19 protein-coding genes and 1 pseudogene are annotated in these 23,309 nt (G+C 70.5%); 12 read left to right on the plus strand and 8 right to left on the minus strand.

Annotation, left to right across the window (positions count from 1 at the left end):
- Position 1 precedes the first annotated feature (1 nt).
- Entirely contained in the window at positions 2 to 595 is a 594-nt protein-coding gene (locus OG878_RS08860) for a (2Fe-2S)-binding protein (RefSeq protein WP_328886272.1), read from the minus strand.
- 2 nt (positions 596 to 597) lie between these two features.
- Entirely contained in the window at positions 598 to 1,488 is an 891-nt protein-coding gene (locus tag OG878_RS08865) for an FAD binding domain-containing protein (RefSeq protein ID WP_328886273.1), read from the minus strand.
- Between the two features lie 257 nt (positions 1,489 to 1,745).
- Between OG878_RS08865 and OG878_RS08870 the strand changes: the two genes are divergently transcribed.
- Positions 1,746 to 3,467, plus strand: a complete 1,722-nt coding sequence (locus tag OG878_RS08870) for a PucR family transcriptional regulator ligand-binding domain-containing protein (protein WP_328886274.1) — start codon at positions 1,746 to 1,748, stop codon at positions 3,465 to 3,467.
- Positions 3,468 to 3,654: 187 nt separating this feature from the next.
- Entirely contained in the window at positions 3,655 to 4,440 is a 786-nt protein-coding gene (locus tag OG878_RS08875) for a hypothetical protein (RefSeq protein WP_328886275.1), read from the plus strand.
- 62 nt (positions 4,441 to 4,502) lie between these two features.
- Here the strand turns inward: OG878_RS08875 and OG878_RS08880 are convergent, their stop codons facing one another.
- On the minus strand, positions 4,503 to 5,288 hold the full coding sequence (locus tag OG878_RS08880; protein ID WP_328886276.1) for a GntR family transcriptional regulator: 786 nt from the start codon (positions 5,286 to 5,288) through the stop codon (positions 4,503 to 4,505).
- A gap of 146 nt (positions 5,289 to 5,434) precedes the next feature.
- On the opposite strand from OG878_RS08880, the gene OG878_RS08885 reads away from it, so the two are divergent.
- Entirely contained in the window at positions 5,435 to 6,283 is an 849-nt protein-coding gene (locus OG878_RS08885; protein WP_328886277.1) for a (2Fe-2S)-binding protein, read from the plus strand.
- A 204-nt stretch (positions 6,284 to 6,487) separates the two neighbouring features.
- Complete coding sequence (locus tag OG878_RS08890) at positions 6,488 to 7,567, plus strand: DUF2637 domain-containing protein (protein WP_328886278.1); 1,080 nt, start codon at positions 6,488 to 6,490, stop codon at positions 7,565 to 7,567.
- A gap of 129 nt (positions 7,568 to 7,696) precedes the next feature.
- Here OG878_RS08890 and OG878_RS08895 read toward each other — a convergent pair whose 3' ends face one another.
- Positions 7,697 to 8,071 carry an ATP-binding protein gene (locus tag OG878_RS08895; protein ID WP_443049080.1) on the minus strand — a complete coding sequence of 125 codons (375 nt, stop codon included), beginning with the start codon at positions 8,069 to 8,071 and terminating at the stop codon, positions 7,697 to 7,699.
- Between the two features lie 260 nt (positions 8,072 to 8,331).
- On the opposite strand from OG878_RS08895, the gene OG878_RS08900 reads away from it, so the two are divergent.
- The 5 genes from OG878_RS08900 to OG878_RS08920 all read left to right on the plus strand — a co-directional run bounded on the left by OG878_RS08900 (position 8,332) and on the right by OG878_RS08920 (position 13,907).
- Positions 8,332 to 8,724: a ribonuclease domain-containing protein gene (locus OG878_RS08900; protein ID WP_328886279.1), complete on the plus strand. Its 393-nt coding sequence runs from the start codon at positions 8,332 to 8,334 to the stop codon at positions 8,722 to 8,724.
- 101 nt (positions 8,725 to 8,825) lie between these two features.
- Positions 8,826 to 9,215, plus strand: a complete 390-nt coding sequence (locus OG878_RS08905; RefSeq protein WP_328886280.1) for a barstar family protein — start codon at positions 8,826 to 8,828, stop codon at positions 9,213 to 9,215.
- A gap of 83 nt (positions 9,216 to 9,298) precedes the next feature.
- A complete protein-coding gene (locus OG878_RS08910; protein WP_328886281.1) occupies positions 9,299 to 12,412 on the plus strand; it encodes an alpha-mannosidase in 3,114 nt (1,037 codons plus the stop codon).
- A 75-nt stretch (positions 12,413 to 12,487) separates the two neighbouring features.
- On the plus strand, positions 12,488 to 12,649 hold the full coding sequence (locus OG878_RS08915) for a hypothetical protein (protein ID WP_328886282.1): 162 nt from the start codon (positions 12,488 to 12,490) through the stop codon (positions 12,647 to 12,649).
- Positions 12,650 to 12,887: 238 nt separating this feature from the next.
- Positions 12,888 to 13,907 (plus strand): protein kinase family protein, encoded by a 1,020-nt coding sequence (locus tag OG878_RS08920; protein ID WP_328886283.1) that lies wholly within the window; start codon positions 12,888 to 12,890, stop codon positions 13,905 to 13,907.
- A gap of 48 nt (positions 13,908 to 13,955) precedes the next feature.
- Here OG878_RS08920 and OG878_RS08925 read toward each other — a convergent pair whose 3' ends face one another.
- Positions 13,956 to 14,156: a hypothetical protein gene (locus OG878_RS08925; RefSeq protein WP_328886284.1), complete on the minus strand. Its 201-nt coding sequence runs from the start codon at positions 14,154 to 14,156 to the stop codon at positions 13,956 to 13,958.
- Between the two features lie 203 nt (positions 14,157 to 14,359).
- On the opposite strand from OG878_RS08925, the pseudogene OG878_RS08930 reads away from it, so the two are divergent.
- The 3 genes and pseudogenes from OG878_RS08930 to OG878_RS08940 all read left to right on the plus strand — a co-directional run.
- A pseudogene (locus OG878_RS08930) lies at positions 14,360 to 14,639 on the plus strand (transposase family protein); the annotation flags it as partial.
- Between the two features lie 74 nt (positions 14,640 to 14,713).
- Positions 14,714 to 15,115 (plus strand): VOC family protein, encoded by a 402-nt coding sequence (locus OG878_RS08935; protein WP_328891187.1) that lies wholly within the window; start codon positions 14,714 to 14,716, stop codon positions 15,113 to 15,115.
- On the plus strand, positions 15,112 to 15,630 hold the full coding sequence (locus OG878_RS08940) for a mycothiol transferase (protein ID WP_328886285.1): 519 nt from the start codon (positions 15,112 to 15,114) through the stop codon (positions 15,628 to 15,630). The genes OG878_RS08935 and OG878_RS08940 overlap by 4 nt, the downstream gene beginning before the upstream one ends.
- A 210-nt stretch (positions 15,631 to 15,840) precedes the next feature.
- On the opposite strand, the gene OG878_RS08945 is transcribed toward OG878_RS08940, so the two are convergent.
- The 3 genes from OG878_RS08945 to OG878_RS08955 all read right to left on the minus strand — a co-directional run bounded on the left by OG878_RS08945 (position 15,841) and on the right by OG878_RS08955 (position 23,132).
- The gene (locus tag OG878_RS08945; RefSeq protein ID WP_328886286.1) at positions 15,841 to 17,583 is read right to left on the minus strand and encodes a pyruvate dehydrogenase; all 1,743 of its coding nucleotides are present in this window, start codon (positions 17,581 to 17,583) and stop codon (positions 15,841 to 15,843) included.
- 62 nt (positions 17,584 to 17,645) lie between these two features.
- Positions 17,646 to 19,235, minus strand: a complete 1,590-nt coding sequence (locus OG878_RS08950) for a protein phosphatase 2C domain-containing protein (protein WP_328886287.1) — start codon at positions 19,233 to 19,235, stop codon at positions 17,646 to 17,648.
- Positions 19,236 to 19,355: 120 nt separating this feature from the next.
- Positions 19,356 to 23,132 (minus strand): S8 family peptidase, encoded by a 3,777-nt coding sequence (locus OG878_RS08955; protein WP_328886288.1) that lies wholly within the window; start codon positions 23,130 to 23,132, stop codon positions 19,356 to 19,358.
- Between the last annotated feature and the right edge of the window lie 177 nt (positions 23,133 to 23,309).

Here is a 23,309-nt window from a genome sequence, read left to right on the forward strand (position 1 = left end):
GTCAGACCGTTTCTTCCGCGCGGGCGGCCGCGAGGCGGACCGCGTCGAGGATCGTCTCGTAACCGGTGCAGCGGCACAGATTGCCGGAGAGCGCTTCGCGGATGTCCGCGTCGGACGGCTCCGGGTTGCGCTCCAGCAGTTCGTCTGCGGCGACCAGCAGGCCGGGGGTGCAGAAGCCGCACTGGACGGCTCCGGCATCGATGAACGCCTGCTGGATCGGGGAGAGTTCACCGGTGTCGCGGGACTGCTCGCCGCTCGGCTTCGCCTCCCAGCGGCGGGCCCGGTCGAGCTCGGTTCCGCAGGCGCCGGAGGCGCAGCCCCTGCCGGGGTGTGCCTCGGAGCGGTGGGCCGCGAAGTCGGCGAGGCCTTCCACGGTGACGACCTCGCGGCCCTCCACCTGGCCTGCGGCGACCAGGCAGGAACAGACCGGGACGCCGTCCAGACGGACTGTGCAGGAGCCGCATTCGCCCTGCTCGCAGGCGTTCTTGGAGCCGGGCAGACCCAGCCGCTCGCGCAGCACGTAGAGGAGGGACTCGCCCTCCCAGACGTCGTCGGCCTCGTGCTTGCGGCCGTTGACCGTGAAATTGACGCGCATGATCAGGCGGCTCCTTCGGTGCTGCGGCCGGTGCCGCGGTACGACTCCCAGGTCCAGCCGAGGGTCCGGCGGGCCATGATCCCCACTGCGTGCCTGCGGTAGCTCGCGGTGCCGCGCACATCGTCGATCGGGTTGCAGGCGCCCGCGGCGAGCGTGGCGAACTGCGCCGCGATGGACGGCGTGATGATCGTGCGGCTGTCCCAGAACCCGCCCTCCTCGAGCGCGGCGTTCAGGAATTCCTCGGCCTCCTTCGCCCGGACGGGTGTCGGTGCGGCGGAGCCGATGCCGGTACGGACCGTGCGGGTCTCGGGGTGCAGAGCGAGGCCGAAGGCGCAGACGGCGATGACCATGGCGTTGCGGGTGCCGACCTTGGAGTACTGCTGGGGTCCGTCGGCCTTCTTGATGTGCACGGCCCGGATCAGCTCGTCCGGTGCGAGGGCGTTGCGCTTGACGCCGGTGTAGAAGGCGTCGATCGGAATCATCCGGGTGCCGCGTACGGACACCGCCTCGACCTCGGCGCCTGCGGCGAGCAGCGCCGGGTGCGCGTCACCGGCGGGCGACGCGGTGCCCAGGTTGCCGCCGACGCCGCCGCGGTTGCGGATCTGCGGGGATGCGACGGTGTGCGAGGCGAGCGCGAGGCCGGGCAGCTCGGTCCGCAGGTGCTCCATGATGTGGCTGTACGGCACGGAGGCGCCGAGCCGCACGTTCTCCTGGCCCACCTCCCACTCGGACAGCTCACCGATGCGGTTCAGGTCCAGGAGGTACTCGGGCCGCCGGTGGTCGAAGTTGATCTCGACCATCACATCGGTGCCGCCCGCGATGGGCACAGCCGTCGGGTGCTCGGCCTTGGCGGCGAGCGCCTCCTCCCAGCTGGCGGGGCGAAGGAAGTCCATGAGTGGCTCTCTTCTTCTCAATCGGTCGTTCGCTGGGGCTGGGGACGGCCGGCCTCGGTGGGATGTTCATGTGCTGTTGACGCGGTGTGTGGCCCAGTACACAACCGCGACTCGACCCGGTGCAGTCACCGAAACCATGAAGGAGTTGGCTGGTCGCCTTCCGCGTCTTGTAGATTCGAACGAATGGCGGGGATCACTGACCTCACCGCAATACCCAGTTTTCACCCGCACCAACGAAAGAGATCGGCGGCGACGACATGCGGCTGCGCGCACTGCTGGAGACCGATGCGCTGGGCCTGCGGCTGCTCGGCGGCGAGGACGAGCTCGACCGGTCCGTCCGCGGTGTCATGACCACCGACCTGCGGGACCCGAGCCGCTATCTGACCGGCGGCGAACTGGTCCTGACCGGCCTGGCGTGGCGCCGCGACGCGGCGGACTCGGAGCCGTTCGTGCGGATCCTCACGGCCGCCGGGGTCGCCGGGCTGGCGGCGGGCGAGGCGGAGCTCGGTGACATCCCGGGTGATCTGATCGAGGCGTGCGAGCGCCACCGGATGCCGCTCTTCGCGGTCCATGAGACCGTCGCGTTCGCAACGATCACCGAGCATGTGGTGCGCCAGGTCTCGGGTGAGCGGGCCGGTGATCTGGCGGCGGTCGTCGACCGGCACCGCAGGCTGATGACCTCGGGCCCGGCCGGCGGCGGCCCCGAAGTGGTCCTCGATCTGCTCGGCTCCGACCTGGACCTGCGCGCCTGGGTGCTCTCCCCCACCGGCCGGCAGATCGCGGGCGCCGGTGCGCCGCTGCCCGGACCGGTCGGCGCGGCACTCGCGGGCCACCATCTGGCGGCGACCCGCACCGACCGCCGCGCTCCGTACCGGACCACGGTCGACGGCGTGACGTATTCACTGTTCCCGATCCGCAACACCGGGCGGGGTGCCGCCCCGGCCGCCCGCGATGTGCGCGAGTCGGTGCTCTCCGACTGGCTGCTCGCCGTGGAGGCCGACGCGAGCGACTGGCCGGCCGCCCGGCTGGATCTGCTCCAGGGCGTCACCCAGCTGATCGCGGTCGAGCGCGACCGGCGCGACGCGGCCCGTACGGTACGCCGCAGGCTGGCCCAGGAGATCCTGGAACTGGTCCAGGCGGGCGCCGCTCCCGCCGAGATCGCGGCCAGGCTGCGGGTCGCCGCGCCGGTCCTGCTCCCCGGACTGGGCACCGCCCCGCACTGGCAGGTCGTGGTGGCCCGGGTCGAATGGACCGCGGAGGGCGTCGCGGGCGGCCCGGTCGCCCAGGCACTGCTGGAGGAGATCCTGGTCGACCCGGCGGTCACCGGACCCGACTCCGCCGACCGGATCGCGGTCGCGCACACGGGCGACGAGGCCATCGCCCTCGTACCGCTTCCTGCCGTGTCCGTGCCGCCCTCGGACGGCACGGACACGGCGGACACAGACGCCGACGGCGGTGCGGCGGCAGTGGGCAAGGACGACGCGGCACTGCACGCCGACGCGCTCCTCACCGCCGTCCGCGAGCCGCTCTCGGCGGGCCTCGCCGACGACGGCCGCCTGACACTGGGTGTCAGCGCCGCCGTGCACTCCGCCGAGGGGCTCCGCGGCGCCCTGGAGGAGGCGCGGCACGCCCGCCGGGTCGCGGCCGCCCGGCCGGGCCGGGTCTGCGCGGCCGGCCACCACGAGCTGGCCTCGCACGTCCTGCTGCTGCCGTTCGTCCCCGACGATGTGCGCCGTGCGTTCACCGCACGGCTGCTCGACCCGCTGCGCGACTACGACCGGCGCCACCGAGCCGAGCTGATCCCGACGCTGGAAGCGTTCCTGGACTGCGACGGTTCGTGGACCCGCTGCGCGGCCCGGCTGCACCTGCACGTCAACACGTTGCGCTACCGGGTCGGGCGAATCGAGCAGTTGACGGGGCGTGACCTTTCGCGCCTGGAGGACAAGCTCGATTTCTTCCTGGCCCTGCGGATGAGCTGACCTCCCGGGCCGCTCCCCGATGCGGCCCGGTCCGGCAGAAGTCGCCACTACGGCCCACCCCCACGAGCGGAAGATTGTGAATTCATTCACCTGACCTCTTGGCCCGGCGTGCCATTCCGTGCTGAGATGCGCCCAGACTCAACAGCTCAATGGCGCGCTCGGGGAGGGCAATGTGGCGTATACCGCCATGTCTGGTTCCGGAACGACCGCAGATGACGATCCGCCGCTCCAGACAGCGGTATGGCGGCTGCGGTCACGCGCCTGCTGGACGGACGCCGCTGCCCTGCTCGAACGCGACGCCGGCACCGATCCGGCCGCGGCGCTCCAGCGGACGGCGCTGCTGACCGAACGGTGCCTGTACACCGGTCAGGGCTGGACCGACGCCGAGGACGCCCTGCGCACCGCCGAGGCACTCGCGCACGACGACGCCGAGCGCGGGGCCGCGGCCTGCGAGCGCGGTCATCTCGCGTATGCGTCGACCCTGCTCGGGGTACGGGACCGGGCCGACGAGGCCCGCGCCGCGCTGGGCCGGTCCGCGGCCCTGCTCTCCCCCGCCGCCCCGGGCCGCCCGCTGCTCGACTTCCGCCGGGGCCTGATCGCCCAGAACATCGCCGACTCGCCACAGGCCGCCCGGGCCGCGTACCGCAGGGCGCACGCCGGCGCGACGGCCCAGGGCGACGAGCTGCTGCTCTCCTCCACCTGGCGCCACCTCGCCCTGCTCTCGCTGCGCGAGGGCGAACTGGCCGAAGCCCGGCACGGGTTCGCCGAGTCGCTGCGGATAAGGGAGGAGCTGGGCTTTCTGGTGGGCACGGCCCCTGCCCTCATCGCCCTGGCGGACACCGAGACGGAACCGGAGGCGGCAGCGCGGCTGCGTGCCGAGGCGGGCCGCCTCTTCCGTCTTCTGGGTGGCGTTCCGACGTGGCTGGCCCCGCATCTGAACCCGCCCGCTCCGGAGACGGCCGGGGCCAACTGACCCCCGGACCCCCGCGGCGGGCCGGCCCACGGTCGGCCGCGGGGGCGCGGACCCGCCACGGGTCAGTCGTCGGCGCCGGTGAAGTGCTCGCGTACCAGTGACTGCACGACGGACAGGTCCTGGGCGATCAGCGCGTCGAGCAGCGCGGTGTGCTCCGCGGCGTCGGCGAGGAGGCCGGCCCGGTGGGTGACCCGGCTGTTTCCCTGGGGCCACTGGGAGCGGCGGTGCAGGTCGTCGGCGACCATCACCAGCTGCTGGTTGCCGGAGAGCGCGAGGACCGCCCGGTGGAAGGCCCGGTCGGACTCCGCGTAGCTCCCCCGGTCGCCCACCGCGGCGGCCGCGACCGTGGCCTCGGCCAGCGGCCGCAGGGCGGCCCACCGGGCCTGCTCCACGGTGCGGGCCAGCCGCAGCATGACGGGGACCTCGATCAGGGCCCGCACCTCGGCCAGCTCGGCCAGCTCGCGCGGGCCGTGCTCGGCGACCCGGAAGCCCCGGTTCGGTACGACCTCGACGGCCCCCTCGACGGCCAGCTGCTGCATCGCCTCACGGACCGGGGTCGCCGAGACGCCGAAGCGGGCGCCGAGCGCCGGGGCCGAGTAGACCTGCCCGGGCAGCAGCTCGCCGTCGACGAGGGCGGCGCGCAGGGCGTCCAGGATCTGGCCACGCACGGAGTGCCGCTGCACCACGACGCGGGGGGCGGGTGGTTCGCTGTGGGTGTGCTCGCCGCGGACCGCATGGCCGTGCGCCTGCCCCGGCACCCGGGAGGACGGTTCGGCCGATCGGGTGGACGCGGACATGGCCGACGGGTACGACGGCCGCACCTGCTCGCCCGCTCTCCCCTGCTCCACTCCGACCTCCTCGGCCTGCCGCGGGCCCGGCTCTCCTGTGCCATGCCTCCTGTGCACGATAGGCCGAAGGGGCCGCAGTTCAAACATCGATCTCTTCGGGTAAGGTAAGGCTAACCTGCAAACGATCGCGATTCGGTGGTCCCTGCATGACCCTCCCCACCCTGCTTCCCGGCACCACCGCGTCCGCCGTGACGGACGCGTACACACGTCTGGCCGAGGTCTTCCCCGGGCTGCGTGCCGAGGTGCTCGGGGACGGCGACCCGGCGCCGTCCGGCGCCGGCTGGGTGGGGGCGGACGAGCTCGCGGCAGGCGGCGCCGCACTGGACACCTTCCTCGCCTGGGACAACGCGCAGGTGCTGCGGGACTACGGGCAGCAGGCCCGGCCCGATGTGGTCGCCAGCTTTGGACTGCACCGCTACGCCTGGCCGGCGTGCCTGCTGGTGACGGTGCCGTGGTTCCTGCACCGGCGGGTGCCGCGGATCCCCGTCGAGGACGTGGCGTTCCAGCGCACCCTGGGGCATCTGGCCGTACGGGTAAGGGAGTTCGCCTGCCTGCCGGACGATCCGGCGGCCGCGCTGCCGGGGGCCGCAGTGGTGGCCGACGAGGCCGCACTGCGGGCCGAGGTGCTGGCGGCGGCGGCCGAACACCTCGGCCCGGTGCTCGACGGCTTCGGCCCCCGGATGCGCCGCGGCAAGCGGGCGCTGTGGGGCATGGCGACGGACGAGATCGTCGAGGGCCTCTGGTACATCGCGCATCTGCTCGGCGAGGAGCAGCGGGCGATGACCGAACTGGAGGCGCTGCTGCCGGGCACCACGAAGCCGTATGTCGGCACGGCGGGCTTCCGCGAGCTGACCGGGCCGAACGGCGAGTCGCTGCCCACCCGCGACCGGGCGAGCTGCTGCCTCTTCTACACGGTGCGGCCCGAGGACACCTGCGTCACCTGCCCGCGCACCTGCGACACCGAGCGGGTGCGGAAGCTGACGCCCACCGCCTGACCCGCGCCACCGGTCCACACCCCCCGCAGGGATGGTGCGACTCGAACGCAACTCACCTGCCACGTACGGTAGTTCGAGGAGAACTCGCTCTTCCGTAGGCACCGCCACCCCAATGGCGTTCTCTTGCACCGAAACCCCCTGAGCCCGATGGGATTTCCGCCACTATGGCGCCCGAAACCCCTAACGCGATGCAAGGGACCGCGCATGAGACTGACCGACATATCGCTGAACTGGCTCCTTCCGAGCGTCGTACTGCTCGTGGGGGTCATGGCGGCGGTGGCGATGGTCGCGCGCGGCAAGCGCGCCGCTGAGTCGTCCGCGGCCGACGACAACTGGGAACGCAGCGAGGAGCGGCGCAGGCGCAAGGAAGCGCTCTACGCCACCGCCTCGTACGTGCTGCTGTTCTGCTGCGCGGCGGTCGCCGCCGCGCTCTCCTTCCACGGACTGGTCGGCTTCGGCCGGCAGAATCTCAGCCTCTCCGGGGGGTGGGAGTACCTCGTCCCGTTCGGCCTGGACGGGGCGGCGATGTTCTGCTCCGTGCTGGCCGTGCGCGAGGCCAGCCACGGTGACGCCGCGCTCGGCTCGCGACTGCTGGTGTGGACGTTCGCCGGAGCGGCCGCCTGGTTCAACTGGGTGCACGCTCCGCGCGGCATGGACCACGCGGGCGCCCCGCACTTCTTCGCGGGGATGTCGCTCTCGGCGGCGGTCCTCTTCGACCGGGCGCTGAAGCAGACCCGCCGGGCCGCGCTGCGCGAACAGGGGCTGGTGCCCCGTCCGTTGCCGCAGATCCGGATCGTGCGGTGGCTGCGTGCACCCCGGGAGACCTTCGGCGCCTGGTCGTTGATGCTGCTGGAAGGCGTGCGCACGCTGGACGAGGCGGTCGACGAGGTACGCGAGGACCGGCGGGAGAAGGAGCAGAACCGTCTCCGCAGGAAGGACCAGGAGAAGCTGGACAGGGCCCACATCAAGGCACTGAACCGGCAGAACCGGGCCTGGGGCCGGGTCGGCCGGGGCGGCGCCCAGGTCGACGCACCGGCCATCGCCCCGGCGACGGGCTCGGCGCAGTCCGTCGTGGAGCCCGTCATAGCGGAGCCGGGACAGCTGCCGCTGCGCCCCCGGCCCTCTCTGCAAGCCGTGAACGGCACGAGTACGACGGGCTCCCCGGACCGAAGCACCCATGATCCGAGGACCGCCGATCTCACCGCCGAGGACGACACCCAGGCACTGCCCCGGCTCGACTCGCTGGAGCAGAAACTCAAGGACCTGGAGCAGCAGTTCGGCTGACCGAGGGCCCGGTCTGCGGGACGCCGCCCTGCGGAACCCCGTTCCGCAGGGACCCGCCGGTCCACACCCGTACAGCACGAGGCGGAAGGCTCTGTCCGGCTTCCGGAGCCGTCGGACTCCCTGATGTCGTCAGGGCCTTCCGCCGTCCAGCTCGAACCAGACCACCTTGCCCAGTGCGTGGGACTTGACCCCCCACGCGTCCGCGAGGCTCTGCACCAGGACCAGCCCCCTGCCGTGTGTACCGTCGTCGGCGTTCGGTACACACACCATGGGCAGTCCGGACACGAAGTCCCGCACCTCCACCCGCAGGGTCGTCGGCGCCACCGTCACCGTGACGACCGCGCCGTGCCGCGTGTGGATGAGCGCGTTCGTCAGCAGCTCACTCAGCAGGAGCTCCGCCACTTCGGCCGACTCGTCCCGCCATCGGTATCGCAGGAATTCCCGCAGCGCGCAGCGCACTTCGGAAATGTCCGCCAGATCGGTGTGAGCCAGTCTGCGGTGCATTCGAGTCAGCTGTCGACGCTCCATCGTTTCCCCCGCATACACAGTGAATCACCCCCTTCTCGTCGAACACCTTCCCGGGATGCATGCCCCGCACGCGGGCCGTCACGCGTGTCGACTCATCAATAAGCCCATACGGGGACGAGTACGTCCCTCCCCCTCGGAAACGTGGCGGAAACATTTCGCCCACCCGGTTAACTTCCAAAAAATTCACACGAGTTGACGTTGACGAGGTCATGTCTACGCGCGTCATCATGGTGGACATGCGAATCCCCCCACGGATCACCACCCTCGGCGGCGTCGCCGCCCTCCTGTCCGTCCTCCTCGCCGGCGGCGCGATCACGACGTCCGCCACCGCGGCCACCACATCGGTCGGCAGCATCTGCTACTCCGACCTGCCGCCCCAGGCGTACGACACGCTCGATCTCATCGAGGCGGGCGGCCCCTTCCCGTACTCACAGGACGGCGTTGTCTTCCAGAACCGTGAAGGCGTGCTGCCCAGCCGGAGCACCGGCTACTACCACGAGTACACGGTCATCACCCCGGGCGCGCCGACCCGCGGTGCGCGGCGGATCGTCACGGGTGAAGAGGTCGAGGAGGACTACTACACCGCCGACCACTACGTGACGTTCGACCTCATCGACCACGGCTGTTGAGTCCGGTCCCGCACCACCCCCGATCCGATCCGCGCCGTAGCCCCCACCTGCGGCGCGGATCACCGGACCGACAACGGAGCGAGACCTTGTACGCTGCGCCCATGACCGTGACGTACGTGATCGAAGGCGCCGAAATCACCGGCCTGGAACGGTTCTGGCAGGTGATCGGCGAGGCCGTCAACGGTCCCGGCGGCTACTTCGGCAGCAATCTCGACGCCTTCGCGGACTGTCTGAGCGGCGGCATGGGCACGCCGGACGACGGCGACTTCGTCATCGAGTGGCGCGACCACGCTCTCTCCGCGCGCGCCCTGGGGCACGAGGAGACGGCACGTCGTCTGCGCGCCGCCCTCCCGCGCGTCCACCCCACCAACCGTGCCCGCCTCGAGGCCGACCTGACCGAGGCCGAGGCCGGCCGGGGACCCACACTCTTCGACCACCTGGTGGAGATCATCACGGAGCGGACGACCCCGGGCACGCTGCGGCTGAGCTGATCCCTCCGGCCACGGGTGCCCCGTGCGTCGAATGGGAAGTGGTGCCATGGACCACCCGTAGGCGCCGACCCCGAGGAGCCGTGATGCACGACGACCGCACACTGGTGGAGGGCCGTCTCGAACGGGCGCTCCAGCAGTTCATCCGCCCTGCCCAGTACGGAGCCCGCACCCCCCTCACCCTCTCGGTGTGGCACGCACCGGGTGAACCGGTTCCGGTGGCGGAGGCGCTGAAGGCGGCGTACGAACCGTTCGGGACCGGCACCGAGTGGGGCAGCCCCTGGTCGACGAGCTGGTTCCGGCTGGAGGGAACGGTGCCCGGCGAGTGGACGGGCCGACGGGTCGAGGTGGTCGTGGATCCCGGTTTCTCCGGTCAGGGACCCGGCTTCCAGGCCGAGGGGATGCTGTACGACTCCGGGGGCGTGCCCCTCAAGGGCATCCATCCGCGCAACCGTCATCTGACCGTCGCGGACCCGGCTGCGGGCGGTGAGGAGGTCACCCTGCTGCTGGAGGCGGCGGCCAACCCGGCCGTGCTGGAGCACGGCTTCGAGCCGACGCCGCTCGGAGACATCCTGACGGCGGGCGACCGGCCGCTCTACCGGTTCGCCTCCGCCGATCTCGCGGTGCTGAACGAGGAGGTCTGGCATCTCGTCCTGGACATCGAGGTGCTCTCCGAGCTGATGCACGAACTGCCCGCCGACCGTTCGCGGCGCCACGAGATCCTGCGGGCGCTGGAGCGGATGCTCGACGCGCTGGATCTGCACGATGTGGCGGGTACGGCGGCGGCGGGCCGGGCCGAGCTGGCCGAGGCACTGTCCCGCCCGGCGTCGGCGAGTGCGCACCGGATCTCGGCGGCCGGTCACGCCCATATCGATTCGGCGTGGCTGTGGCCGCTGCGCGAGACGGTACGCAAGGCGTCGCGCACGTTCGCCAATGTCACCGCACTCGCCCAGGACTATCCGGAGCTGGTCTTCGCCTGTTCGCAGGCCCAGCAGTACGCCTGGGTGCGTGACCACCAGCCGCACATCTGGGAGCGGATCCAGCAGGCCGTGACGGACGGACAGTGGGCGCCGGTCGGCTCGATGTGGGTGGAATCCGATGCCAACATGCCGGGCGGCGAGGCACTGGCGCGGCAGATCGTGCACGGAAAGCGTTTCTTCGAGGAGGAGTTGGGGGTGGAGACGGAGGAGATCTGGCTTCCGGACTCCTTCGGATACACGGCGGCTTTCCCGCAGCTGGCACGGCTGGCGGGAGTGAAGTGGTTCCTGACGCAGAAGCTGTCCTGGAACCAGTCCAACAAGATGCCGCACCACACCTTCTGGTGGGAGGGCATCGACGGGACCAGGGTCTTCACCCATTTCCCGCCCGTCGACACGTACAACGCGCAGTTCCATGCCCGTGAACTCGCCCATGCGGAGAAGAACTTCGCCGACAAGGGGCGGGCGACCCGCTCCCTGGTGCCATTCGGCTGGGGTGACGGCGGGGGCGGCCCGACCCGCGAGATGCTGGAGAAGGCGCGCCGGCTCCGAGACCTGGAGGGTTCGCCGCGGGTCGAGATCGAGAAGCCGTCGGCGTTCTTCGCGGCGGCCGAGGAGGAGTACGGGGAGCAGGCGCCGGTCTGGTCCGGTGAGCTGTATCTGGAGCTGCACCGGGCGACGTACACCACCCAGGCTAAGACGAAGCAGGGCAACCGGCGCAGCGAACACCTCTTGCGCGAGGCCGAGTTGTGGGCCACGGCAGCGGCGCTCCGGGCGCCCGGATACCGGTATCCGTACGAGACGCTGGACCGGGTGTGGAAGACGGTCCTGCTCCATCAGTTCCATGACATCCTGCCGGGCTCGTCGATCGCCTGGGTGCACCGCGAGGCGCGCGACACCTACGAGCAGGTGCGGGCGGAGCTGGCGGACCTGGTGGCTGACGCGGTGACGGCGCTGGGCGCTGCGGAGGGGCTCGTCACGCTCAACTCCTCGCCGTACGACCGCAGTCAGGTGGTCGAGCTGGACGCGGAGGCAAGCGCAGTGCTGCCGTCCGGTGCCCAGGTGCAGCCGCTGGACGACCGGCGGACGGCGGTGCTCGCCCGCTCTCCGGGGCTGGGTGCGGGGCTGCTCGACGGGTCCGCCGTGCCGGAGCGGGAGGCGGTGGCGAGCCGCACGGCGGACGGCGGATTCGTCCTCGACAACGGGCTGCTGCGGGTCACCGTCGACCGCGACGGGCTGATCGCGGCCGTCCGCGATCTCGACGCGCACCGCGAGGTCCTCGCCCCGGGCCACCGGGCCAACCTCCTGCAGCTGCACCCGGATCACCCCAATCACTGGGACGCCTGGGACATCGACCGGCACTACCGCCGCTCCCGCACCGACCTGACCGACGCCGACTCCGTCGACCTGGTCGAGGAAGGGCCCTTGCGGACGGCCGTGCGTGTGGTGCGGTCGTTCGGGAAGTCCCGCATCGTGCAGGAGATCCGGCTGGCCGCGTGCAGCCGACAGGTCGACATCGACACCGAAGTGGACTGGCAGGAGTCGGAGAAGGTGCTCAAGGCGGCGTTCCCGCTCGATGTGCACGCCGAACGGTCCACAGCCGAGATCCAGTTCGGCCACATCCACCGCCCCACGCACGACAATACCGGCTGGGACGCAGCTCGCTTCGAGATCTGCGCGCACCGGTGGCTGCGGGTCGCCGAGCCGGGGTACGGGATCGCAGTGCTCAACGACTCGACGTACGGCCACGACGTGACCAGGACCCCGCACGCGTCAGGTCTCGGCACGACCGTGCGTCTGACGCTGCTGCGCGCGCCGCACAGCCCGGACCCGGAGACCGACCTCGGCACACACCGGTTCCGGTACGCGCTGGCGCCGGGCGCGGAGATCACGGACGCGGTGCGCGAAGGGCTCGCGCTCAATCTGCCGCTGCGGGCCGCAGTGGCACCGGTGGTGCCGTCGCTGGTCACCACCGGGCATCCGGCGGTGACGGTGGAGTCGGTGAAGCTCGCCGAGGACCGCAGCGGCGATGTGGTCGTCCGGCTGTACGAGTCGGCGGGCGGCCGGGCCGAGGCCACGCTCCGGGTCGGATTCCCCGTCGTGCGGGCGCAGGTCACCGACCTGCTGGAGCGGCCGTTGCACGAGGCACCGGCCGATGAGCACGGTCTCGCACTGGCGCTGCGGCCGTTCCAGATCCTGACGGTGCGGCTGACCCCGGCGTAATGGGGCCGCCCCGCCCCGGGCCGGTGCGGTCGGGGGCGGGGCGGCGGTAGTCCCCGAGGGCACCGAGGTGCTCTCTTGAAAATCACCTGCAGTGATACGCGTGTGCGCGGTTCATACGGTCTGTTCGCGCGCAGCGATGGTGATGTCCATGCCGAGGCAGTTGGTGAAGTGATCGGGGCCGAGATCGCGGTAGGGCACGAGGTCGTGGAGGACGTGCCAGGCGACGACGAGGATTGAGCCCCGAGACGACCGATGCGGGTCGAGATGATCTCGTTCCGCATCAGAGGGCGGAAAGCGAGCTTCTGTCTGCTTGGTCCTTGGGCGTGGGGTAGGCGTGCAGGTCAGAGCGCATTTGTTGAGGGTTGCGGGCTGCCGGACTCAAGGTGTCGGCCAGCAGGCAGGCTCGCCGGCAGCCACCTGATGCGAGAGTCGCGCTCCCGGCGCAGTCGTCGAACTCCCCGTAGGGTACGGTCCCATGTCCTTCGCCGCGCGGCTGACCGCGTACAGCGCCGTCTCCACTTCTCTGGCTCTACTCAGCGATCGCGCGCTGGCGAAAGTCCTGGATGCGGCCGCGCCGATCGGATCCGGGATCGGCGGGAAGTCGGCGCTGTTGGAGGTCGCCGGGATGCCCGTGTTCGTCAAGCGGGTGCCGCTGACCGACCTGGAACGGTGGCCGGAGAACGTCCGGTCCACGGCGAACCTGTTCGAGCTGCCGTTGTTCTGCCACTACGGCATCGGCGGGCCGGGCTTCGGAGCGTGGCGGGAGCTGGCCGCGCACGCCATGACCACAAGCTGGGTGCTCGCGGGCGACTACGAGGGTTTCCCGCTGATGTACCACTGGCGGGTGGTGCCGGATTCGACGCCGCTGCCCGAGGAGCTGTCCGACATCGAGGGCACGGTCGCCTTTTGGGGCGGCGGATCGCAGGTGCGCCGGCGCATCGAGGAGCTGCGGGACTCCTCGGCGAGCATCGCGCTGTTCCTGGAGTACATCCCACAGAACGTGCATCAGTGGCTTGGCGAGCAGATAAACGCCCGTGGAGAGGCCGCCGATCGGGCGTGCGCGATGGTGGAGCGGAACCTGGAGGCAGGGATCTCCTTCATGAACGCCCGCGGCCTGCTGCACTTTGACGCCCATTTCCAGAACATCCTCACCGATGGCGAGCGCCTGTATTTCGCGGACTACGGGCTGGCCATCTCCTCCCGGTTCGAGCTGTCGAAGGACGAATCCGCCTTCTTCGAACGGCACCAGAACTACGACCGCTGCTACACGGCCATGTACACGTCGCAATGGCTGGTCACCGCACTTTTCGGGTCCGGGCGGGAAGATCGCGAGGCCCGGCTGTGCGCGTACGCCCAGGGCGAGGTCCCTACCGGAGCCCCCGCGACGGCCGCGGCGATCCTCGCCCGCGACGCGCCGGCCGCGGTCGTGATGACGGACTTCTTCCGCAGACTCCAGCACGAGAGCAGGCAGGCGCCGTACCCGATAGAGCTTTGAGGGGGCGGGGAGCGGACTCGGGCGAGGCACCACGCTGCAGATCACTGATCAGGAGTCGGCGAGAGTGGTGTCAACTCCCGCGTAGGTCGCCCACAGCAGGCAGCACGCGTTACTACCGCCACCGACGTTGTCGAGCTGGAAGAAGTATTCCGACTCCTGAGGCAGGCCGTTGTATGCGCCCCGGCTCGCGTAGGCCGAACCGTTCCGGATCTCCCACCCGATGCAGCCCCCACGAAGGCCTGTCCACATCGGGCAAGACGCGGAAGCTATCGAACGGTTGATCTTGTGGCCAATGCAACCAATCAGCCGCTCCGTACCCGCCGCACGCCCTCGAACAGCTCCACACGACGAAGCGCCGTCCGCCGCGTTCGACCATGCAGCCCGCAGTTACGACCGTCTGGCAGCAGCGAACCCGGGCTGACACGCCCACCCTGGACGCTCTGCCCACAGCCTCCGGCGCGAAGGCCGCTGTCGGAAGACAAGACCACCGCGGACGGCGGCTATGCGGGCACGGGGCTCGTGATGCCGCATCGACGACGGAAGGGCGAGGAACCTTCCGGATGGAAGCAAGAACACAACAAGTCCCACAAGCAAGTCCGGGCCCGCAACGAGCATGCCGTCGCCCGGATGAAGACCTGGAAGATCCTCCGCGACTGCCGCCTCAAGGGCGAGGGCGTACACCAGGCCATGCTCGCCGTTGCCCGCCTTCACAATCTGGTCCTCACCGGATGAGCCCGGGGCTGCTTGCGAGGAGATCCCCGCTGCAGCCTATGCAGGACGCAGTCACTCGTAGATCCTTGGTCACCGTGACCGACACAACGAGCGAAACCCCCTGGGCCGGAGCGATCAGTGCCATCACCCTGTTCACAGAGGATCTGGAGGCAACGAAGGAGTTCTACCGTGACATGTTCCGCCTTCCGGTGACCTTCGAGAACGACAACTCGGCCGTTTTCAGCTTCGGGAACACCGTCATCAACCTGCTGCAGTCCACCGCAGCGCACGAGTTGATCGGTCCCGCGCGCGTCGCTGCTCCGGACGCCGGCTCCCGAATGCAGCTCACCCTCCCCGTGGACGACGTGGACGCGACGTGCAAGGACCTGACCGCCCGCGGCGTTACGCTGCTGAATGGCCCGATGGACCGGCCCTGGGGGATACGGACTGCCAGCTTCCGTGACCCAGGCGGTCACATCTGGGAGATCGCGCAATGACCGCGACCACGTCCGCGCGAGCGGACACCGAGATTCGGGCTCTTCTGACCTGCTTGGATGCCCAGCGTCGTCACGTCCTCGGCATACTCGACGAGCTCGGCACGGAGGCACTGCAGCGTCCCATGCTGCCCTCCGGATGGACCTGCCTGGGACTCGTCCAACACCTCACGCTCGACGTCGAGCGGTTCTGGTTCCGCGCTGTCATCACCGGCGATCCGGCCGTAATCGAAAGCCTCGACGACATCGACGACGCCTGGCAGGTGGCTCCCGACGTCCCGCACACCAAGGTCCTCGAGCGGTATCGCAGAGAGGCGGACCTCGCCGACACCGCCGTCGCCGCCCTGGCCGCGGACACCCCTCTGGCCTGGTGGCCGCATCACCTCTTCGGCGAACCGCACCTGCACACCGTTCGGGATGTCCTGCTGCACGTCATCACCGAGACCGCGTGCCACGCCGGACACCTGGACACTGCACGAGAACTCATCGACGGACGACGGTGGATGGTCCTGACCTAAGACCGATTGCCGTCCTCGGACAGGAAGGGCCACGTACGGGACAACCCTTGAGGGCCGTCCCGTCACCCCTGGTGGATCAGCGCGCGGCGTCGGATGTGGTGCATCGCAAGGTGGAGGAGCGTCCTCACCCTGGGCGTATTCGGGCGTCCGGCAACGCGGCCAGGTGCCGCAGCTGTCGTCGTGCGCCCGCCAGGGATGACAGGACAGCCCTCAGGGCCGGGGCACGTTCCGCAGGTTGGAGCGGGCCATCTGAAGCATTCGGCCCACGCCGCCGTCCAGCACGATCTTGCTGGCGGAGAGCGCGAACCCGGTCACCATGTCCGCGCTGATCTTCGGAGGGATGGAGAGCGCATTCGGGTCGGTGACGACATCGACCAGGGCCGGGCCCTTGTGCTTGAAGGCGTCCTTGAGGGCGCCTTCGAGCTGCTTGGGCTTCTCGACCCGCACGCCGTACGCTCCGGAGGCCCGCGCGACCGCGGCGAAGTCCGGGTTCTTGTTGGTCGTACCGAACGAGGGCAGACCGGCGACCAGCATCTCCAACTCCACCATGGAGAGCGATGAGTTGTTGAAGAGGACCACCTTCACCGGCAGGTCGTACTGGACGAGGGTGAGGAAGTCGCCCATCAGCATGGTGAATCCGCCGTCGCCGGACATCGACACGACCTGCCGGTTCCGGTCGACGAACTGGGCACCGATGGCCTGCGGCAGTGCGTTGGCCATCGAGCCGTGGCTGAACGAACCGATCACCCGCCGCTTCCCGTTGGGCGACAGGTAGCGGGCCGCCCACACATTGCACATCCCGGTGTCGACGGTGAACACTGCGTCGTCGTCCGCGAGTTCGTCCAGCACCGAGGCGACGTACTCCGGATGGATCGGGACGTGCTTCTCGACCTTGCGGGTGTACGCCTTGACCACGCCCTCCAGCGCGTCGGCGTGCTTCTTCAGCATCCGGTCGAGGAACTTGCGGTCGGTCTTGAGCTTCACCTGCGGCGTCAGACAGCGCAGCGTCTCACGGACGTCACCCCAGATCGCCAGATCCAGCTTGGAGCGGCGGCCGAGGTTCTCGGGCCGCACATCGACCTGCACGATCTTCACATCGGTGGGCAGAAAGGCGTTGTACGGGAAGTCGGTGCCGAGCAGGATCAGCAGATCGCACTCGTTGGTCGCCTCGTACGCGGCGCCGTAGCCGAGCAGTCCGCTCATGCCGACGTCGTACGGGTTGTCGTACTGGATCCACTCCTTGCCGCGCAGCGCGTGCCCGACCGGGGCCTTCACCCGCTCGGCGAACTCCATGACCTCGGCGTGGGCGCCCGCGGTGCCGCTGCCGCAGAAGAGTGTCACGCGCTTCGCGTCGTCGACCATCCGGCGGAGCTTCTCGATGTCCTCGTCACCCGGCCGGACCGTCGGCCGCGCGGTGACAAGGGCGTGCTCGATCGACTTCTCCGGTGCCGGCTGGGAGGCGATGTCACCGGGCATCGAGACGACGCTGACCCCGCCTCGGCCGATCGCGTGCTGGATCGCCGTCTGGAGCAGCCGCGGCATCTGCTGCGGGTTGGAAATCATCTCGTTGTAGTGGCTGCACTCCTGGAAGAGCAGCTCCGGATGGGTCTCCTGGAAGTAGCCGAGACCGATCTCGCTCGAAGGGATGTGCGAGGCAAGGGCGAGGACCGGGGCCATCGAGCGGTGGGCGTCGTAGAGGCCGTTGATGAGGTGCAGATTGCCGGGACCGCAAGAACCCGCGCAGGCGGCCAGGGTCCCGGTGATCTGGGCCTCGGCGCCGGCGGCGAAGGCGGCGGTCTCCTCGTGTCTGACCTGGATCCAGTCGATCGCGGCATTGCGGCGGACGGCGTCGACGACCGGGTTGAGGCTGTCGCCGACGACGCCGTACAGCCGTTTGACGCCCGCCCGGACGAGAATGTCGACGAACTGTTCCGACACGTTCTGCTTGGCCATGGGTGCGTGTCCTCTCCGCGCCGGCAGTGCGCTAGAAGTCCATCAACCCATGGCACGCAGGGTTACGCCTCCCAGACGCCCACGCTCGTACGGTCGTCGGCGTACCCCTTCACCCGGAGCTGGGTGTCCGCGAGGAAGGCCGCCAGGCCGGGTGGCTCCCGGGGCGTCCAGCGTTCGGCGAGCTCGTCGGCGAGGGCGGGCTCGCCGCGCAACGGCTCCGCCAGACCGGTGCTGCACAGCAGGAGCGTGTCCCCCGGGCGGGCCACCGAGGCCCGGAACCGGAACGGCTCCGGGGGAGGCGGGGGCGGCTGCTCGACGTACGGGGACGGGGGCGTGGTGATCCCCAGGTCCATGGTGAACCGGTCGCCGTCGGGCCCGCGCTCCGGGGACGCGGACCCGAAGCCGACGACGGGTTCCCCGGTGAGGGACCCGGGTGCCGGAACCTCCGGTTCTAGGTCCCGCCAGACGCCGTCGCGCAGCCGGAAGAGCCCGCCGCCGCCCACCCCGAAGAAGACCCGGGTGCGGCAGTCGGGGTCGGCCGACAGCAGCAGGCAGCGCAGGCCCGCGGTGTACTCGTGCGGTTCGAGCCCCAGCTCGGCGGCGCGGGCGCGGAGCTTGCCGTAGCCACGGTCGGTGAGGCGGTGCAGTCCGGACTTGAGGTCGCCCCTGCGGCCTGCTCTTATGTCCTCGGCGAGCCGGGGGTGACTGCGGCCGACGGCTCCGCCGATCCAGCGGCAGGCATCGGCGGCTGCGCGATGGGCGCCCTCGGTGGCGCGGGCGCCGCTGGCGACAGCGACGAGCACGAGGGCGTTCTCGGCGGCGCCGAAGCGGACGGTGAGCAGGGCGTCGCGCCGGGGCTCACCCCGGAACCGCGCGGAGTCCCCGCGCACGGAGGCGGCCCGCAGGGTGTACGTGCCGTACCTGGCCCCGTCGAGCACGGTGTCCGCGACGAGCCCGTCGAGCTCCTGAGGGACGGTGGCGGGCAGTGTGGTGGGCTCGGCGTCGTAGGTGGGCGGCCGGTCCCCCACATAGGTGAGTCCGGGGCGGCGGGACGCGCGGACCGGAGCGGGCCGGGGCGGTGCCGGGTCGGGGCCGGCCGGGCGGGCCTCGGGAACGGGTGCGGGCACCGCCGGCGGCACGGAGCCCTCCGGGACGTCGCTCTTCTCGGCAACCGGCCACCTGGGCAACGGCGGCGGCTCGACAGCGGGAGGGAGCTCGACAGTGAAAGGCGGCTCGGTTGCGGGCGGCGGCTCGGTTGCGGCCGGCGGCTGGACCGAGCGCGGCGCATCGGCGGGCGGTCGCGCGGGCGCGGGCACCCGGGGCGCGGGGAAGGTGCGTGGCTGTGGGACACCGTGAGGCGGCTCCCAGGGGGCGCGCGCGGACTCCACCGGCGGCTCCCGTCGTGCAGGCGCCGGTACAGGTCGCCCGGACGACGTCCGGGGATCGGGCACCGGGACGACGGCCTCTCCGTACCCGTTCTCACGATCGGGACCGTCCCGTCCCGCCGAACCCACTGCGTCCGAGGCCGAGTCGAAGCGGTCGTCGAGGCTGTCGGCGGCGTTGCCGCCCCCGGTGTCCGCGGCGGTTTCGTCGTACAGCCTGCGCCACCAGTCGTCCTCGTGGGCGGCGGGCATATCCCCCTGCTGGCTCATGCCCTTATTGTCCACCGCGCGGGCCGTACGAAAACGGGTCATCCGGAAAAAGAGGTCCGCCGGGCGACCCCACCCCCCACGGGAAGGACGCCCGGCGGACCGGTCATGGTGTGACCCGCGTCAGCGCACCGCGTACGCGTCGACCACGGTCTGGACGACGGAGTTGCCGTTGGCGTCCGTCAGTTCGGTCTTCAGGGTGACCGACTTGCCGGCCGCGCCCGCGTGGTTCACGGTCGCGGTCCAACGCCCGTTCTGCTGTGCGGTGGTGGCCTGGGTCCAGGTCGTGCCACCGTCGTAGGAGTACGAGACCTTGGCCGCGGTCAGCTTGCCGGGTGTGTAGCCCGCGTGGCCGGTGACGCTCAGGCCGATCTTCTGACCGTCCTGCGCCGCCAGGGTCTTCATCCCGTCCGTCGCCAGGTCGTAGCCCGGGAAGAGGAGCGGGATGCCCTGGGAGTACACGTTCTCGTCCCGCTTCGAACGGAATTTCCAGGTGGTCTCGGTCTGGGTGGACCGCTTCCACACGGCTGCGGGCTGGCCGCCCTTGAAGGTAACCATGGTGAGCTCGTACGCGGCGTCCTCGGCGGGCACGGTGAACACCCCGGACGGATATCCGGAGCTGCCGAAGTTCTTGTCGCCGCTGGTCAGCGTCATGTTGCCGAAGTCTCCGAAGGAGCCCTGAAGACCGGCGTGCTCGGTGTCGGCCCAGAAGCCCGGGGCGACGCCGATCAGGTTGTCCTGCCGCTCGCCGGCGAGCACCTCCTTGCCCTGGAGGTCGCGCGGAGTGGACGGGCCGACGATCCCCCGGTACCAGTTCTCCGTGCGCTGCGAGCCGGACTTGTAGGTGCGGGCCGGGTCGACCATGGACTCGCCCCAGGGGAAGCTGGAGGAGATGAAACGCTCCCAGGCGCTGTCGCCCGCCGAGTAGTACTCGGTGCGCTTGCCCGGGACGGCGACGGTGTCGAACGCGCCGGAGAAGCGTCCGCCGTACGGGCGGTCGAAGACCATCGAGTCGATGTAGTCGGCCGCGACACCCATCGCCTCGTACATGGCGGTGGACTTGCCGAGCTTGCTGTCACGGACCTTGTACGTGCGGTCCGAGGTGACCGGGCCGGTCTCGGGGAAGCCCAGGTTGTAGACGAACGGGCTGGCGGCGGTGGCCTTCCAGCGCAGCGTCACGGGACCGTCGGTGAGGGCCGCGGTCAGGCCGGCGGCCTCGCCCGCCTCGACTGCGAGGGAGGGCAGCGGCGCCGAACCGAAGCCGAGGGACGGCAGCCATGTGCCCGCAGACGGGCGGTACACGATGATCGCCTTGGCGCCGGCGGCCTTGGCGTTCCGTGCCTGGACGGTCATGAACCCGTCGTCGGCGACCTTCACCAGAGCGATCTTGCCCTCGACACCGGCGGCCTTCAACTCGTCCGGAGTGCCGGTGCCCGCGTCGACCAGCGCGGCCTCGCCCGTACCGTCGAGGTTGACGGCGCCGGTGCTCGCCGTCTGCGGGTGCAGCTCGGCACCACCGACGACGGAGAGCTTCTCGATCTGCGGGGCATACGCACGCCAGTAGCTGGTGAAGTCGAAGTCGCCGTCACTGGCCCGGCCCTCGATGTCGGCGAAGTAGTTCTTGACGATACGGCTGCCGGTGAGGGAGCCCGAGTGCAGCCAGACGTCGTCCCAGCTGCGGCCGAAGGTGAGGGTCGTGGAGCGGTTCTCGGACCTGCGGTCCTCGGTTTTCACCTGGATCCGGTGGGCCTTGCGGGCGTCCAGCACCAGGGTGGTGTCCTTGGTGACGTTCAGCTGCGGCCTGGCGAGGTAGCCGACGGACTCGACCATCCTGCCGGTGGCGTCCTTCGGGTCCGGCGACATGACGAAGCTGGAGACGAAGTACGCCCCGGGGCGCACCTGGTACACCTGGTCGGCCGCGCCGTCGTTGAAGCGGCGCTCACCGCTGGCGGTGTCGGTGCCGATGACGTCCAGCGAGGAGGAGCCCGCGGCGGGCTTGCCGGTGCGGTCGATGAGCTTGACGCGCAGAGTGACCGTCTCGGCGCCGACGTACAGCGAGAACGGGGTGGAGACCTTGACGCCGTCGGCGCCGGTGGCCAGCACGCGCCCGGTGACATCGCCGTACTGGGCGGCCTTCAGCTGCGCGGTCGGGTCGATGTGCAGCGGGACCTTGACGGTCGCTCCGGCCGGAACGGTGACGCTGCTCGTGTCGAGCCTGGCGACCGAGGAGCGGACCTCCGAACCGTCGTTGCCGGTGACGCCCTGGACCTTCAGCGACAACTTCACCGGCTTGTCACCGGAGTTGGTGTACGGGACGTCGACGGTGGTGCGGTCGCTCCTGTCCTGCGGCCAGTTGAACGTACCGCCCTGGACAGAGGGGGCGCCGACGACGGTCGTGTCGATGGCGGCCTTCACATCGAGGCGGCCGCCACCGGTCTCCCGTACGTCGCCGGGGATGTCGCTCTTCGCGGAGGACACGAGGGCCGCCTTGATCTGCTGGGCGGTCCAGTCCGGGTGACGCTGCTTCACGATGGCTGCGGCGCCGGCCACATGCGGGGTGGCCATCGACGTGCCGGACATCGTCCGGTACGCGTACACCCCACGGCCACCGGCCGCAGCGGCCGAGATGTTGACGCCGGGAGCGGCGATCTCGGGCTTGAGGGTGTGCGAGCCGATCGCAGGTCCGCGGCTGGAGAACTGGGCCGTGGAGTCGTCGCGGTCGACGGCGCCGACGGTCAGCACGCTGGGGGCGCAGCCGGGCGAGGAGACGGTGTTCAGCGTCGGGCCGGAGTTGCCGGCCGCGATGACGAACAGGGTGTCCTTGCTCTGGGCGAGTTCCTCGGCGGCGACGCTCATCGGGTCGGTGCAGTCGGTCGGCGTCTGGCTGCCGAGGCTCATGGAGACGACGTCGGCCTTCTGGTCGACGGCCCACTGCATACCGGCGATGATCCAGGACTCGGCACCGGAGCCGCTGTCGTTGAGGACCTTGCCCGCGAGCAGGTCGGCGCCGGGGGCCACGCCCTTCTTCTTGCCGTCGCTGGCTGCGCCGCTGCCGCCCACGGTGGAGATGGTGTGGGTGCCGTGGCCCTGCCGGTCGTCGGTGGTGTCGGAGTCGGTGAAGTTCTCCGAGGCGACGATCCGGCCCTTGAGGTCGGGGTGTTCGGCGTCGACACCGGTGTCGAGCACGGCGACCTTGGTGCCCTTGCCGTCGTATCCGGCGGCCCAGGCGAGGTCGGCGCCGATCTGCTTGGTCGACTTGTCGAGAGTGGCCTGAACCTTGCGGTCGAGCCACAGCTTCTTCATCCCGGAGGCCGAGCGCGAGCGGGTGTTGGTGACGTCCGACCAGAAGTCGGCGGCCTTCCCCTTGTCCGCCTTGAGTGCGACGCCGTCGATGGCGTCCAGTGCGAGTCCGCGCTTCGCGCCACGCGGGGTGACGGGCGCCGAGCGGGCCATATCGGTGCCGTACACGGCGATCAGCGGCAGCGACGTGGTGCTCGCGTCGTCGTAGCCCTGCCGGATCAGCCCGGTGACGTTGAACAGTTCCTCGTCGACCGTGCCCGCGGCGAGCGCCTCGGTCGCGGTGTCCGGGTAGACGTACAGGTCCTTCCCGGACTGCCGCGTCTGTACGAGCGGAACGGTGCCGTCCTCGCGCGGCAGTGCGGTGGCGGACGTCGCCCCCGAAGGATCCGTGCTCACCAGGACCTTGTCCCCGGTGACCAGGGTGACGGTGACCGGCTTGCCACCCTTCGAGGCGGCTGCAGCGGTGGCCGCTGCGCTGCCGGTGAGCGGTCTCGTTGCAGTGGGCTCGTCCGGTGGCGCGGCCACGGACGGCGCGACCACGGTGGCGGCCAGGACGGCGGCGGTCGCCGCTCCCAGCGCCGTACGCGATATCGGGCGCATCGCACTCCCCAGGTGAATCCGGAAGAAAGGCACGCAAAGGCCTTGTTCCCGGAGGTTGTTGGTACTGCGGTGGCGCCACATTGGCAGAGGTGCGGGCGATACAGGGATGATGTGTCCGGCGGGTTTGCGCCGTGGCAAGTTCCCGCCACGGCAGGTCGGCCGAAGAGTGCGCAACGA

The organism is Streptomyces sp. NBC_00316, assembly GCF_036158715.1.
Taxonomy (GTDB): Bacteria; Actinomycetota; Actinomycetes; order Streptomycetales; family Streptomycetaceae; genus Streptomyces.

What these genes read in the sequence shown, in the direction of transcription:
- OG878_RS08860 (WP_328886272.1), bottom strand. Translation starts at nt 595, where the DNA reads ATGCGCGTCAATTTCACGGTCAACGGCCGCAAGCACGAGGCCGACGAC.
- OG878_RS08865 (WP_328886273.1), bottom strand. Translation starts at nt 1,488, where the DNA reads ATGGACTTCCTTCGCCCCGCCAGCTGGGAGGAGGCGCTCGCCGCCAAG.
- OG878_RS08870 (WP_328886274.1), top strand. Translation starts at nt 1,746, where the DNA reads ATGCGGCTGCGCGCACTGCTGGAGACCGATGCGCTGGGCCTGCGGCTG.
- OG878_RS08875 (WP_328886275.1), top strand. Translation starts at nt 3,655, where the DNA reads ATGTCTGGTTCCGGAACGACCGCAGATGACGATCCGCCGCTCCAGACA.
- OG878_RS08885 (WP_328886277.1), top strand. Translation starts at nt 5,435, where the DNA reads ATGACCCTCCCCACCCTGCTTCCCGGCACCACCGCGTCCGCCGTGACG.
- OG878_RS08890 (WP_328886278.1), top strand. Translation starts at nt 6,488, where the DNA reads ATGAGACTGACCGACATATCGCTGAACTGGCTCCTTCCGAGCGTCGTA.
- OG878_RS08895 (WP_443049080.1), bottom strand. Translation starts at nt 8,071, where the DNA reads ATGCACCGCAGACTGGCTCACACCGATCTGGCGGACATTTCCGAAGTG.
- OG878_RS08900 (WP_328886279.1), top strand. Translation starts at nt 8,332, where the DNA reads ATGCGAATCCCCCCACGGATCACCACCCTCGGCGGCGTCGCCGCCCTC.
- OG878_RS08905 (WP_328886280.1), top strand. Translation starts at nt 8,826, where the DNA reads ATGACCGTGACGTACGTGATCGAAGGCGCCGAAATCACCGGCCTGGAA.
- OG878_RS08910 (WP_328886281.1), top strand. Translation starts at nt 9,299, where the DNA reads ATGCACGACGACCGCACACTGGTGGAGGGCCGTCTCGAACGGGCGCTC.
- OG878_RS08920 (WP_328886283.1), top strand. Translation starts at nt 12,888, where the DNA reads ATGTCCTTCGCCGCGCGGCTGACCGCGTACAGCGCCGTCTCCACTTCT.
- OG878_RS08925 (WP_328886284.1), bottom strand. Translation starts at nt 14,156, where the DNA reads ATGTGGACAGGCCTTCGTGGGGGCTGCATCGGGTGGGAGATCCGGAAC.
- OG878_RS08940 (WP_328886285.1), top strand. Translation starts at nt 15,112, where the DNA reads ATGACCGCGACCACGTCCGCGCGAGCGGACACCGAGATTCGGGCTCTT.
- OG878_RS08945 (WP_328886286.1), bottom strand. Translation starts at nt 17,583, where the DNA reads ATGGCCAAGCAGAACGTGTCGGAACAGTTCGTCGACATTCTCGTCCGG.
- OG878_RS08950 (WP_328886287.1), bottom strand. Translation starts at nt 19,235, where the DNA reads ATGAGCCAGCAGGGGGATATGCCCGCCGCCCACGAGGACGACTGGTGG.
- OG878_RS08955 (WP_328886288.1), bottom strand. Translation starts at nt 23,132, where the DNA reads ATGCGCCCGATATCGCGTACGGCGCTGGGAGCGGCGACCGCCGCCGTC.